Below are 13576 nucleotides of genomic sequence, written 5' to 3' on the forward strand. Positions count from 1 at the left end.
GCTCACTGCGCCCTGCTCTTTTCATAACGCACGTCGCCGTCCTCGACCTGCGCCGCCAGCGTCCAGCCCAGGCGTTGGTAAAACCCGTTGGCCCGGATTTCGTCGCGCCCATCGGTGATCAGAAACAACCTGTCATGGTGTTTAAACAGTGCGGCTTCGGCCACCTCCATCAGTCGACGCCCCAGCCCCAGGTTCTCGTGAGACGGCAATACGAACATCGCGAACACCTCGCCGGTTGCCAGGTCGACCATGCTGAAGGCCACGGGCCGGCCATCCACTTCGGCGATCCATACGCAGGGGGCTTCGCGGATGCGGTCAGCCAACACCTCTGGGGTGATGCCCAACTCGGCCATCTGTTCGACACTCAGATGGTTTTGCACCACCGAGGTGCGAAGGGTGAAGAGCGTGTCGACATCGTCCTGCGTCGCCGCGCGGATAAGCGTTTGCATACTGGCCTCCCAATGAAGGACCCAATTGTATGTAAATTGAAACACAGCGATTGTCGTGGATTTGTAAAACCGCCGCCCTACAAGGCCTGGCCATGTTGCTGGCGACGGAATTGCCCTGGGGCCAGGCCATGGGCCTTGCGGAAGCAGCGGGAGAAGTACGCTTCATCGGTAAACCCGCAGCGGTGCGCAATGGGACCGATCATCTGCGCACTGTTGAGCAACAAGGTGCGCGCCAACTGCAGGCGGCGGTCGAGCACCAGTTGCGAAAACGGCTTGCCAGTCTCCTTGCGCAACAGGTGCGTGAGGTAGTTGGGTGACAGGAACGCCGCCGCCGCCGCGTCGGTAAGGTTGAGGGTCGGCTCGTGCAGATGCTCGCGGATGTAGCGTTGCACCCGCGCCAACGCATCCTTGCGCCCGCGCCGGGTGGCATTGTTGGCGGCGAACGCCTGCAACGGCGCGGCATACTGTTCGCAGACCAGGCCGATCAGTTGAAACAGGTAGCCCTTGAGACGCTCGCGGGCGCCAAAGGCACGGTGGGCGTCCAGTTCGCGCATGTGAACGAGCCAGCGTTGCACCTGCTCAAACGCCGCGTCATCGAGGATGAAGTCCAGCTGTTCCTGGAAGCGAAACGGCGAAAGCTCAGGCGCCTGGCCGATGGGAATGTCTTCCAGGTCGAGGGGGTCGCAGGTCAGTTGCGGCAGGAAAAACCCCTGACTGAAGTTGATCAGCATGAACTCGCCGTCTTCGGGATGGGGAATCACATGCAGGCGATGGGGCAGGATAAAGGCAAGGGCCTTGCGCGGAAACGGCCGCACCGCGCCACCAATGTGCTGCACGGTGTCGCCGCCAAGGTTGATCTGGATCTGGAAGTATTCATGCCGATGCGGGCTGGTCAGCGCCGCCCGCCCGCGCTTGTCGCGGATGTAGAAGTCGGAGCGGTCGCTGCGCTGCTGCATGCCGTAGGTGGTAACGCGGGTGCCTGGCATAACGGTCTCTCGGGTGGCCGGGTCACCACTTTAGCCTCAAGCCTGGCCGAGGGTGAACTGCAACTCGCCGATGCCCTCGATGCCCGCCGTAACCATATCGCCCGGCTGCAAGGCACCGACACCTGCGGGGGTGCCGGTGAAGATCAGGTCGCCCGCCTTCAGCGCGACAGACCTTGAGGCATGGCTGATCACTTCGCTGACCGACCAGATCTGGTCGGCCAGGTCGCCCACCTGACGCTGTTCGCCATTGACATCAAGCCAGATTTTTCCGCTGGACGGATGCCCTACCGCGCTCACCGGGCGCAATGCGGTACTCGGCGCAGACGCATCAAACGCCTTGGCCCACTCCCACGGCCGCGAGAGTTTTTTCGCATGGGCTTGCAGGTCGCGGCGGGTCAGATCGACGCCAACGCCATACCCCCAGATGTGGGAAACCGCCTGTTCCGGACTGATATCCACGCCGTCCTTGCCGATGGCCACCACCAGTTCCACTTCATGGTGCAGGTCGGCGGTCAGCGGTGGGTAGGCGATCATACCTTCGGCGGGCACCACGGCATCCGCCGGTTTCATAAAGAAAAAGGGCGGCTCGCGGTCCGGGTCGTGACCCATCTCACGCGCATGCTCACTGTAGTTGCGGCCCACGCAGAACACACGGCGCAGCGGGAAGCGCGCATCACTGCCCTGTACTGCGAGGGATGGGGTTGGTGCGGGGATGAATACGTAGTCAGTCATGGCCTGTGCCTCTGGGTTTGCCTGGCGCCAGTATGGCCAGGGGCGCCGAGGGAAAGTTGGACTGGCTTACGCAGATTTTGCACGGGGCGGTGCTTGCTCGATCATTTGCGTGCGACCTTGTAGCGCACGCAATCCTGATAGAAACCCCGGCGAATCGCCTCGGGCTTGAGCCGCGAACGGCTGTCGTAGGTCTGTTCGGTGATGCCCATGGCCATCATGCGCATCCAGGATTTGTTGAACTTCATGCTCTGGATCTTCTGCCGCGCCGCGTACAGCGACACCCCCGACAGTTTCAACTCCTGGGCCCTGGCCGCGGTGCCGGCGCCCCAACTGCACATGTACTTGTCACCCTCGCGCAGCTCCCGAGCCTGCACGGCTGCCGCGCCGCCGGCCAGGGAGCAGGCGATCAGCATGATTCCAACAGTGCGCATTTGCATCCCCACCTAACCACCTGAAAATAAAAGCGATTCTGGCGAGGATTTAGTTACAAAGGGGCCATTAAATTGCCTTATCACCACTGATAGGTTGCGCTCGCCTGCACAGTGCGCTGCGAGCCATACCAGCACCACGAATAGGAGTAGCAGGACGCGACATACTCTTTATTCGCCAGGTTGGTGGCATTGAGCGCCAGGCGCAGGTTGTCCTTTAGGCTGGTGATGTTGGGGATGTCGTAGTGCACGGCGGCATCGAACAAGGTGTAGCCCGGCACCTTGAGGGTGTTGGCGGTATCGCCCCACGAAGACCCGACATAACGCGCGCCCGCACCCGCGCCGAAGCCCTTGAGGTGACCATCGTGGAAGGTGTAGTCAGCCCATGCCGACGCAGTGTGGCGCGGCACGCCGTAGGTGGTGGTGCCTTCGGCGGCGATGGCCGGGCCTACGCCGATATCGCTGATGGGCGCATAGCGCACAGTGTTGTTGGATTTGCTGATGCGGTTGTCCAGGTACGCGTAGGCTGCCGTGATGTCGAAGTTGTCGTTGAGGCTGGCCTTGCCTTCCAGCTCGAAGCCACGGGATTGCACTTCGCCGTCCTGGCTCTGGCAGCGCCCGGTGCCGCACAGGTGGGTGGGGTCCGGGTCGGTGGTGAGCACGTTGGTCTGGCGCAGGTCGAAGATGGCCGCAGTGATGAAGCTGTTGCTGCCCGGCGGTTGGTACTTGATGCCGATTTCGTACTGCTTGCCTTCGGTCGGTTTGAACACCGAACCGCCGTAACCGGTGCCCGATTGCGGATTGAACGACTCCGCATAGCTGGCATACGGCGCCAGGCCATTGTCGAAGAGGTAGACCAGGCCGATACGACCGGTAAACGCCTTGCTGTCCAGGGACGACTCGGATTTGGCGCCGGTGCGCAGGGTCTTGGTGCTGCTGTCGGTGCTGGCCCAGTCATAGCGACCGCCCAGCAAGAGCACCCATTTGTCCCACTTCATCTGCTCTTGCAGATACACGCCGGTCTGTTCGCTGCGCGAAGTGCCGTCGGTGGTGTAGGCCGGCACCGGGACAGCCGCGCCATAGACCGGGTTGAAAATATCCAGGGTCGGGCCTGCGGTGTACACGCCGGAACCGGACTTGGTGTCGGTGCTGGTGTTCTGGTAGTCGAGGCCCATCAACAAGGTGTGCTGCAAGGGGCCGGTATCGAATCTGGCCTGCAACTGGTTGTCGAGGGTGTAGGCATCCAGGTCGACATCGCTGGCGATGGTCGAACGGCGGATGGTGCGGTAATCCGCCATCAGGTAATTGTTATAGAGGCTGCGGTACTGGCCTTCGCTGCGCAGGTAACGCGCATTCTGGCGCACAGTCCACACGTCATCGAAGTGATGCTCGAACGCCCAGCCGATCGAGTAATACTCGCGGTCGCTTTTCTCGAAGTTCTTTTCGCCATCGTAGAAATCCACATCGATGCTGCGTCCAGTCGGGCTGTGCAGCACCGACCCCCAGGCCGGCACCGAGCCGTAGGAAGCCCCCTTGGGGTCCTTCTGGAAATGCCCGAGCAGGGTCAGCGAAGTGGCGTCGTCCGGACGCCAGGTAAAGGCGCTGGACAATGACTGACGGCGCGTCTCGGTGTGCTCCACCTGCCCATCGGCATCGTCGAAAAGCCCGGCCACACGGTAGGAATACACGCCCTGATCATCCAGGGGGCCACTCAAGTCGAAGGTGGTGCGCTTCTTGTTGAAGGTGCCGTATTCCACGCCCACTTCATGAAACGGCGTGTCCAGCGGGCGCTTGCTGACCATGTTGATGACCCCGCTCGGCGTGCCCTGCCCGTACAGCACCGACGCCGGGCCGCGCAGCACTTCCACGCGTTCCAGGTCGAAGGCGTCTTTCTGCGGCAAGGCGTCACGGCTCGACGGCATGCGCAGGCCATCGAGGTAGGTGGCCGGGGAGAAACCGCGGATGGTCAGTTGATCGAGACGCGATGCGGTGGCGCCACGCGTTTCCGGGATGACGGCGGCGCTGTAGCGCAGGATCTGGTTGAGGCTCTCGGCGTTCTGCGCACGCATCTGGTCTTTGGTGACGATGGAAATCGACTGCGGGGTTTCGATCAGCGCGGTGTCGGTCTTGGTACCCGACAAGCTGCGCGTGGCCACATAGCCGGCCACCGGCCCGGTCGGGCTTTCGGCCTGGTACGCGCCGCTGATGGTGGTGGCCTGGAGTTCCATGGCCCCACCGTTATCCGGGATGGCTTCGAGGCGGTAGCGGTCGGCGGAAATCTTCAAGGCTTGCAGGCCGCTGCCGGCGAGCAATTGGCTCAGTGCCACGTCGGTGTCGTATTGCCCGCTCAAACCCTTGCTGCGCTTGCCCCGGGTCAGGCCCGCATCGAAGGCCAGCACCAGACCCGCCTGCTCGGCCAGGCTATTGAGTGCCTGGCTCAAGTCACCCGCAGGAATCGAGAAACGGCGCAGCGCGCTGCTGCTCTCTTCGGCATAGGAGGATTGGACGGTCAACAACGGCACGGCGGCAAAAGCCATCGCCACTGACAGAGCCAGTGGGTGCAAGGGACGAGCAAGGCGCGACATGGGAAATCCTGCGTAAGGGAGGTTCTATTAACCATGACGGCCATGTCGGGAAATCGGGCAAGGATGCGAGCGATTTTTATTTGGCGGGCAATTTTGCAATCAGGTTTATCGCTTTTCGGTGTAGCACTTCGGGCTGACTTTTCGCGGTTTTTCCCCCTGCGTAGTGGGCTCTTTCTGAATTTTCCAACCGTTCATCCAACCGTATTTTGCTGCGGCATGCTCCGACGCCTTGCCCTTTGCCGAGACGTCATGGATGACCCACGCTGCCCACATTGCCCTGATCGAATTTGAGCTGGATGGCTTTCATCAGAGCCTGGTGATTTATCGCCAGCAGATGAACGCCTGGTATTCGCGCGCGCTGGATTCAGTGAGCCATGCGGCTGACATGCCGTCGTTGCTGGGGATTGACCGGGTATTGCGGCTTGGCGATTCGCAGCGTTCGGTGAGCCTTTCCGACACTGACTTTTCGACCGTGACCCGCTGCCCGATGGGCGGTGAACTGAAGATCGAGAGCAAGTTCGAGTCGGTATATGACGTACCAATCGGCAATATCCCGGTTGAGGTCATCGGCCTGGATGACGGCAGTTCCAGCGTAATCATGCTGGATGAACAGGGTAAGGGCTCACATCACTGCGCGGCGGGTGGGCGCTATCAGGTGCGGGTGCAGGGCGGTGTTTCCAGCGAGCAAGTCGACGCGTTGTTTGCCTCCTACGACGGGTTGATGGGGGATCTGCAGCAGTGGCTTCGGGAGCAGTGGTCTGGCTTTAAACCGCACTGGGAGCGCTCGACCGCCAGTGCGATTGGCAGCGGTCTGTTGGCGGGCAGTTGGGCGGCGATTCACGACGTGTGGGACAGCATCAAGCTGGTACAGGCGATTCTTGAAGACCCGATGCAGTTCGCCGAGCAGTTAGGTGATCAAGCCGCCAAGTTGGCACAAGTCGCCACCGATACGCCAAAGGTCATGGAGCAGGCCATGTTGCTGGCCAGTGACGAGGCGGCGCTGTACCTGATGGTACGCACGGCGATGCTCTGGCTGGACGCATTACCGCCCAGTGAAATGGCCGAGGTAGCGGCAGGGTTTGTGGTGTCGCTGCTGATTGACCTGGTGATTGGCGCCGTGTTGACCATCGCCTTGCCGGCCGCGGGTGTGGCGTATTTGAGTTTGCGGTTGGTCAAGTATGGAGTGCGGATTCTTGAGGCGGCGGTGGGTTTTGTTAAGGGTCTTCTTGCGATTCTGACGAAGTTCATGCAAGCGGTGGATCGCTACAAGGCGGTGGCGGTTCGCGGGGTGGTCGGCGGGCTCAAGCAAGGCACGATGCAGATGCGCTGGAAGGCGCGGCAGAACGCGGTGCTGAAGCAGAAAGAGCATGTGGATGATGTGCCGGTTTTTGCTCGAAACCCGAATGGGGATGCGGCGGCACCTGCGGACAAGACCGCCACCAATGGCTGCCCGGTGTCGATGGTCACCGGCGAGGAATTCCTGACCCTCACCGATGGGACGCTGGACGGGATCTTGCCGTTTGAGTGGACGCGGTTGTATCGCACCAGTGCGGTTGAAGTGGATTGTGGGTTGGGGTTTGGCTGGAGTCATGCGCTGGCGCATCGGCTGGTGGTTGTGGGTGATGCGGTGGTGTGGACCGATCATGAAAACCGCTCCACTACCCTGCCCTTGCCGTCGACTTCTCGCCCTGCAATCACCAACAGCCTGGCCGAAGCGGCGATCTATCTGGGTTCGCTGCCTGATGAACTGGTACTGGCCCAGGCGTCACGTTTCTACCACTTCCGCGACGGTGTGCTGACAGCGATCAGCGATGCGTATGACAACCGCCTGCGCATTTCCCGGGATTTTCTGGGGCGTATTGAGCGGGTGGATAACGGCGTCGGGCGCTCGCTGTTTTTGCGCTACGCGTCGGGCCGCATCGTGGCGGTGGATTACCAGATTCATCGCGTTGTGGATGAGGGTCCGTTTGTTTGGGTGACGGAGCAGACGGTTGTTTCCTACGCGTATGACGACTTGGGACGGCTGATTTGCGCGACCAATGCCGTCGGTGAAAGCGAGGTTTATCGGTACGACGAACAGCACGTCATTCTTGAGCGCGGTTTGGCCGGTGGAGCGAGTTTCTACTGGGAGTGGGAACGGTCGGGCAAGACGGCGCGGTGTGTGCGGCATTGGGCGAGTTTCTCGCAGATGGACACGCGCTATGCCTGGGATGACAACGGCCAGGTCACGGTGTTTAACGCCGATGGTAGCCAGGAAGTCTACGTACATGACCAGCGGGCGCGGCTGGTGCAGCGGGTTGATCCTGACGGGGCCGAGCACTTCAAATCCTACGATGAAAAAGGCCGGCTGACGGTTGAGCAGGATCCGCTGGGCGCGATCACGGCGTATCAGTACGACGAAGCCGGGCGCTTGGTGGCCGTGTTTCCGGGGGACGATGAGCCGACGACCTACGAGCATGACAACGGGTTCGTACGGGTTGTAAGGCGGGGTCAGGCGGTTTGGAAGTATGAGCGCAATGATCAGGGCGATGTAACGCGCAAGACCGATCCTGACGGTCACGTTACCGATTACACCTACAACAAATACGGACAGTTGGTTGGGGTTTGGTATCCGGATCACAGCTGTCAGCGGCTGGTGTGGAACGAGCGCGGGCAGTTGCTTGAGGAGCAGTTGCCCAATGGTGGGATCAAGCGTTATCGCTATGACGATCTGGGGCGACAGATTGCGCGTGAGGATGAGCATGGCGCGCTGACCCAGTACCAGTGGAACGACGTTGGGCGGTTAGTCCAGGTCGTCTTGCCGAGCGGCGACACGCGTAAATATACCTACAACGCTTACGGAAAAATCACCGCCGAACGCGACGAACAGGGCCACGTCACCCGCTACGAATACGCCGACGGCCTGCACCTGATCAGCCGCCGCATCAATGCCGATGGCAGCCAGATCAAGTACCGCTACGACAACGCGCGGTTACTGCTGACCGAGATCGAAAACGAGGTGGGCGAAACCTACCGGCTCCAGTACCACAACAACGGCCTGATCCAGCAGGAAACCGGTTTTGACGGTCAGCGCACGGCGTACGTATACGACCTCAACGGCAACCTTCAGGAAAAGACCGAACACGGCGATGACGGCAGTCAGCTGGTTACCCGTTACCAGCGCGACCATGCCGGACGCCTCATCAGAAAAACCCTACCCGATGGCAATACCGTCGATTACACCTACGACCGCCAGGGCAATCTCCTCAGCGTCGAAGACGGCCACTGGGCCCTGGCCTACGAGTACGACAGCCAAAACCGCCTCACCGCCGAACACCAAGGCTGGGGCACCCTGCGCTACGGCTACGACGCCTGCGGCCACCTGCAAAACCTGCGCCTGCCGGACAACAACCGCCTCACCTTCACTCACGACAAAGGCGGCCACCTCGCCACCGTCGAACTGAACAGCGCAGTACTCACCTCACACCTGTTCCACGCTGGCCGCGAACAGCAACGCCAACAAGGCCAACTGCTCAGCCACTACCAACACGACCACCAAGGCCGCCTGTTCAACCAGAGCATCAATGACGCCGAAGGCCCGGTCTACCGCCGCCACTACGACTACGACAAAACCGGCAACCTCACCCGCCTGCTCGACACTCGCAAAGGTGAACACCGCTACCACTACGACCCACTCAACCGCCTCACCCGCGCCGACCACACCCAAGGCGAGCAGGAACGCTTCGGCCACGACCCCGCCGGCAACCTGCTCATGCAAAACCGCCCCGGCCCCGACATCGTCGCTGGCAACCGCCTGATGATCCAGGGCGACCACCATTACGACTACGACGCCTTCGGCAACCTCATCCGCGAACGCCGCGGTAAGGGCCATCAACTCGTCACCGAGTACCGCTACGACTGTCAGCACCGCCTGATCGGTATTAAAAAACCCAACGGCCAGACTGCCAGCTACCGCTACGACCCGTTTGGGCGGCGTATCAGTAAAACTGTCGACGGTGTAACCACTGAGTTTTTCTGGCAAGGCGACAAGCTCATCGCCGAACACCACAAGGACCGCCACCGCAGCTACCTCTACGAACCGGACAGCTTCCGTCCGCTGGCGCTGTTGGAAGGCTTCGGCCCCAGGGAAACCAAGGCCTATCACTACCAACTCGACCACCTGGGCACCCCGCAGGAACTCACTGCCCAAGACGGCGAAATCGTCTGGTCGACGCATTACCGTGCCTACGGCGAAATCAGCCGCCTCGACATAGGAAAAATCGACAACCCGCTGCGTTTCCAGGGTCAGTATTTCGATCAGGAAAGCGGGCTGCATTACAACCGTCATCGCTACTACAATCCGGATGTTGGTCGTTACCTCACACCGGATCCGGTGAAGCTGGCGGGTGGGATCAATACGTACCAGTACGTGCCAAACCCAACTGGATGGATTGATCCGTTGGGATTGAATAACTGCCCTGGAGATAACGGGTGCAGGGAAGAGGTAAGTGCTAAGGATCCGGTTAAGTCAGCACAAGTGCACCCAGGGGAGGCTGAACTTCCTAAAACTGGGGGGGCTGAACGCGCAGCCAAGTACTCCTCAAAGTGGGAGGTAGCAAGCTTAGATGAAAACATCGTCAAGTTTACCGGCACTCACCCAATCGTGACGACGACAGACAAAGGCAAGAAGATCTACAAGAACCCTGAAAATGGGATTGAAATTGTAGAGGACCTCAACGGGGACTACTTCAGAATCCATGACCCATCACAGCCCGGTAAAAGGCGCTACTTGAGCCTTAAAGGCGTGGTTCCTAACAACAGGTTATCTCCCTCAGGAAAGCAAATCGGTAGAACGCAAAGCGAATATAATGAAGCAACACACTTTAATAAAAAGGCACACAAAAAATGAAAGTAATCTGCACCCCACTCACCTTAGAGGCCATGAGTCTATTAGACGTAGACGAATGCCCAGAATCTTTACTCGAAAGCGTTACCCTTACCCACGAAGAGTACGGACAACTTATTGAGTCCGGCGTGCTTGAAGCGATAAACACCACGCTTGGAAAAATCATCGACGATTACGAAGACGAAGCCATTTACAACTTTGAGGAGCTCACCAAAACCTTAGAGATCCTCAACAACCATTTGACGCACGAAAACTCATCTACTATGAGCAAAATAATTGCTTTAAACACCCTTGCGATCAAAAACAGAACAGGCCTGTTTTTCTTCTTCTAGAATTTTACAAATCCTGCATTAGTCCCCTTTCACCCCCACGCCACCACCAACAACCCCACCCCCAACACCAAACACAACGGCGAATAAAAATAAGTATCCCACCGCGCAAACCTCGACCCACCGACCTTCTTGAAGAACCCGACCAACTCCGAATCCCCAATCGCCCGGGCAAACATCAGCACGGCAATCGCGCTGATGCCCCACTGCAACGCCCCGTGGGACACCGCCGAGAAGTACAAGCCGGCGCGCAGGCACACCAACAGCGCAATGGCCACCAACCCCATCGCCACCAGGAACGTGCCCAGTGCCGAGGGCTTGAATGCAGGTCTGGGTCCGTTGGCAAATTCGCCGGGCAGTTGGGGAATGGCGGCCTGGAAGCCGAGTTTGCCGCCGGCGGCCCAGTACAGGTGGACCATGCTGATACAGGTAAAAACGCCGACAATCCATCGTGCGACAACGAAGCTCATGGCTGGCTCTCCCTGAAAAGGTGCGAAACAGGATAGTCGCCCTGAGATTTTTTGCAGGCATTTCGTCGGCGGCTGATGGTAAAGTGCCGCCCCATGAAACTTGCCCGTGCCGACCGCTCGCTCATTGCCTGGATGCTCTACTGCTGCGTCCTGTTCAATGTGTTCGCCTGCAGTATCGGGCATGGGCAGATGGTCGGGATGCAGCTCAATGGCATCGGCGGCCAGTTTTGTACGGTGGACCCACGTACCCAGGCGCCCAAGCCGTCCAATTCCACTGAAGAGAATTTGCCGACGCTGTCCAAGGCGTTTGGCTGCCCGCTGTGTTCCACGGGCGGCATGGGCCCGGCGCTGAGTTCCAGCCTGAACGTGGCGGTGTTGCCACAGCCCCATGCTCCACCGCCTGCCATCGTCCTGGCTGCCGATCTCCCTGCCCGCTTCACCTGGCCTGCGGCCAATCCGCGCGCGCCGCCTGCCTTCGCCTGATGCCTTCGCTTTCCGATCTGCACTGAGTACCGTTTCCGCAAGGAAGTACGGGCGGCTGTGCGTTGTTTTCAAGCCAAGTTTTTCAGGATTCAACCATGAAACATCTACCCCTGTTGGCAGGCCTGTTCGGCTGCCTGCCTGTCTGCGCCTGGGCCCTAGAGTTGGCCCCGACCACCATCGATGGCGAGCAAACCGCCGAACCCGGCCTGGCCCTGGATCAATCCAGCGGCGTGGCGTCGCGGTTGGGCTTGAGCGTGCGGGAAACCCCGGCGTCGGTGGCCATCGCCAATCGCAGTGACATCGAGCGCCATGGCGCCAAGACCTTCCGCGATGCCGCCAACACCTTGCCCGGCGTCAACGCCAGCGCCCCGCCGGGGTTTGGCGGGTTTGTTTCCTATCGCGGCTTTACCAGCAGCCAGATCACCCAGATGTTCAACGGTATCAACGTCGCCACCGGCCTGGCGCGCCCCGTGGATGCGTGGATCTATGACCGGGTGGAACTGGTGGGTGGCCCCTCCTCGCTGATCAACGGCGCAGGCTCCGTGGGCGGCTCGCTCAACTACGTGACCAAGTTGGCCACCCGTGAGGAACAGGCCGCCGAAGGCCAGCTCACCTACGGCAGCTACGACACCGCCGGCATGGCCTTCGGCGTCAACCATGCCCTGACCGAACCTGGCGCCGAGGTACAGCATTACGCACGCCTGGATGTGAGCCGCAACACCAACCACAGCTACATCGACCGCGATCAGCGCGACGCGTGGAGCCTGGCGTTTTCCCTGCTCAGTGACCTCACGCCCGACCTGTCCCACACCCTGGCGCTGGAATACCAGGATGAGCACGAAGACAGCCCCTACTGGGGCACACCGGTGCTCAACCCCAAGGCAGGCGAGTTGAAGATCGACAGACACAACCGGTTCAACAACTACAACGTCGCCGACGGGCGCTACGAACAACGCACGATCTGGGCACGCTCGATCATCGACTACCGGCTCAACGACAGCACCACGCTGAAAAACACCCTTTACCATTTGGACAGCCAACGCGATTACCGCAACCTGGAAACCTATCAGTACAACGCGAACAACACGGCGGTAAACCGCTCGACGGCCTATCAGGTACGTCATCAGGGCGAACAAAACGGCAACCAGTTCGAACTGCGCCACGACGATAGCCTCTTCGGCCTGTCGACTACCTGGTCCGGCGGCTTCGAGTACAAAGTCAACAGCACCACCAACACTCCGTGGAATGTGCCAGGCAACAGCACGGTAGACCCGAACAACTTCAACCCCGGACACTTCTTTGACCTGCCACGGACCCGGGAACGCTTCGGCAAGGACAAGACCAACGAAGTCACCACCAAGGCACTGTTCGTGGAAAATCGCCTGGGCCTTACCGACACATTGTCGCTGCTGACTGGCCTGCGTTATGACGCCATCGACCTGGATGTGACCAACCACCGTGCGATAACCGCCACCAACCCCGGCCACTTCAAACGCAACTGGGAACCGGTGACCGGCCGTGTGGGCCTGACCTACCAGTTCATCCCAACGGCTAATGTGTATGTGCAATACAGCACCGCCGCCGAGCAACCGAACACCACCACGCAAGTGTTTGATGTCTCGACGGGCAAGCAGTGGGAAGTGGGCAGCAAATTCGACTACCTGGACGGGCGTGGCTCGGCCACCGCTGCCGCATACAAGATCGAGCGCAAGGACTTTGCCGTCACCGACCCGCAGGACCCCAGCAACAGCATTCCGGTCGGTGCGCAGTCATCCAAAGGGATCGAATTGGCCAGCTCGCTGCGCATGACGCCAAGGCTGCTGGCGGAAGGCAACTTCGCCTGGGTAGATGCCGAGTACGATGACTTCAACGAGAAAATCGCCAGTGGCGCCGTGGTGTCGCGCAAGGGCAACACGCCAACCAACGTGCCCAAGCGCGTGGGCAATCTGTGGCTGACCTATGATTTTGCCGAGGACTGGCAAGGGGGTGTGGACGCGCGATATGTAGCCCAGGTGTATGCAGATAACGCCAACACCCAGACAGTGCCGGCCTACACCCTGTTCGGAACGTTCCTGCGCTATAAGGTGGACTCACACACCTCGGTGACGGGCCGGGTGCGCAACTTGACGAATGAGGTGTATGCCGAGTTTGCCCATGTGTCGCCGGCGTATTACTTGGGCTCACCACGAACCTTTGAGTTGGCGGTGCAGACCCGGTTCTGATCCTGGA

At 60.2% G+C, this 13576-nt stretch carries 10 protein-coding genes; 4 read left to right on the forward strand and 6 right to left on the reverse strand.

The features are described from left to right. Positions 1-2: 2 nt before the first annotated feature. From K5K89_RS17680 to K5K89_RS17700, 5 genes are all read right to left on the reverse strand, one after another. Positions 3-449, reverse strand: a complete 447-nt coding sequence (locus K5K89_RS17680) for a GNAT family N-acetyltransferase (protein ID WP_071490705.1) — start codon at positions 447-449, stop codon at positions 3-5. Positions 450-526: 77 nt separating this feature from the next. Continuing rightward, positions 527-1435, reverse strand: a complete 909-nt coding sequence (locus K5K89_RS17685) for a helix-turn-helix transcriptional regulator (protein WP_071490706.1) — start codon at positions 1433-1435, stop codon at positions 527-529. 36 nt (positions 1436-1471) lie between these two features. Next, positions 1472-2167 (reverse strand): fumarylacetoacetate hydrolase family protein, encoded by a 696-nt coding sequence (locus K5K89_RS17690; RefSeq protein ID WP_071490707.1) that lies wholly within the window; start codon positions 2165-2167, stop codon positions 1472-1474. Between the two features lie 101 nt (positions 2168-2268). Further along, on the reverse strand, positions 2269-2598 hold the full coding sequence (locus K5K89_RS17695) for a hypothetical protein (RefSeq protein WP_071490713.1): 330 nt from the start codon (positions 2596-2598) through the stop codon (positions 2269-2271). An 80-nt stretch (positions 2599-2678) separates the two neighbouring features. Beyond that, positions 2679-5180: a TonB-dependent siderophore receptor gene (locus K5K89_RS17700; protein ID WP_222539920.1), complete on the reverse strand. Its 2502-nt coding sequence runs from the start codon at positions 5178-5180 to the stop codon at positions 2679-2681. 253 nt (positions 5181-5433) lie between these two features. Here K5K89_RS17700 and K5K89_RS17705 point away from each other — a divergent pair, with 253 nt between their 5' ends. After that, entirely contained in the window at positions 5434-10068 is a 4635-nt protein-coding gene (locus tag K5K89_RS17705) for an RHS repeat-associated core domain-containing protein (RefSeq protein WP_222539921.1), read from the forward strand. Continuing rightward, positions 10065-10397: a hypothetical protein gene (locus K5K89_RS17710; RefSeq protein ID WP_222539922.1), complete on the forward strand. Its 333-nt coding sequence runs from the start codon at positions 10065-10067 to the stop codon at positions 10395-10397. Before K5K89_RS17705 ends, K5K89_RS17710 begins: the two co-directional genes overlap by 4 nt. A gap of 29 nt (positions 10398-10426) precedes the next feature. Here K5K89_RS17710 and K5K89_RS17715 read toward each other — a convergent pair whose 3' ends face one another. Then, positions 10427-10864 carry a DUF3995 domain-containing protein gene (locus tag K5K89_RS17715; protein WP_058425721.1) on the reverse strand — a complete coding sequence of 146 codons (438 nt, stop codon included), beginning with the start codon at positions 10862-10864 and terminating at the stop codon, positions 10427-10429. A gap of 93 nt (positions 10865-10957) precedes the next feature. Between K5K89_RS17715 and K5K89_RS17720 the strand changes: the two genes are divergently transcribed. Further along, positions 10958-11347, forward strand: coding sequence for a DUF2946 domain-containing protein (locus K5K89_RS17720; RefSeq protein ID WP_071490047.1), 390 nt, complete (start codon positions 10958-10960; stop codon positions 11345-11347). A 95-nt stretch (positions 11348-11442) separates the two neighbouring features. Next, positions 11443-13569 carry a TonB-dependent receptor gene (locus K5K89_RS17725; protein WP_222539923.1) on the forward strand — a complete coding sequence of 709 codons (2127 nt, stop codon included), beginning with the start codon at positions 11443-11445 and terminating at the stop codon, positions 13567-13569. Positions 13570-13576 lie beyond the last annotated feature (7 nt).

Origin of the sequence: Pseudomonas sp. DR208 (genome assembly GCF_019823005.1) — a bacterium.
GTDB lineage: Bacteria > Pseudomonadota > Gammaproteobacteria > Pseudomonadales > Pseudomonadaceae > Aquipseudomonas > Aquipseudomonas extremorientalis.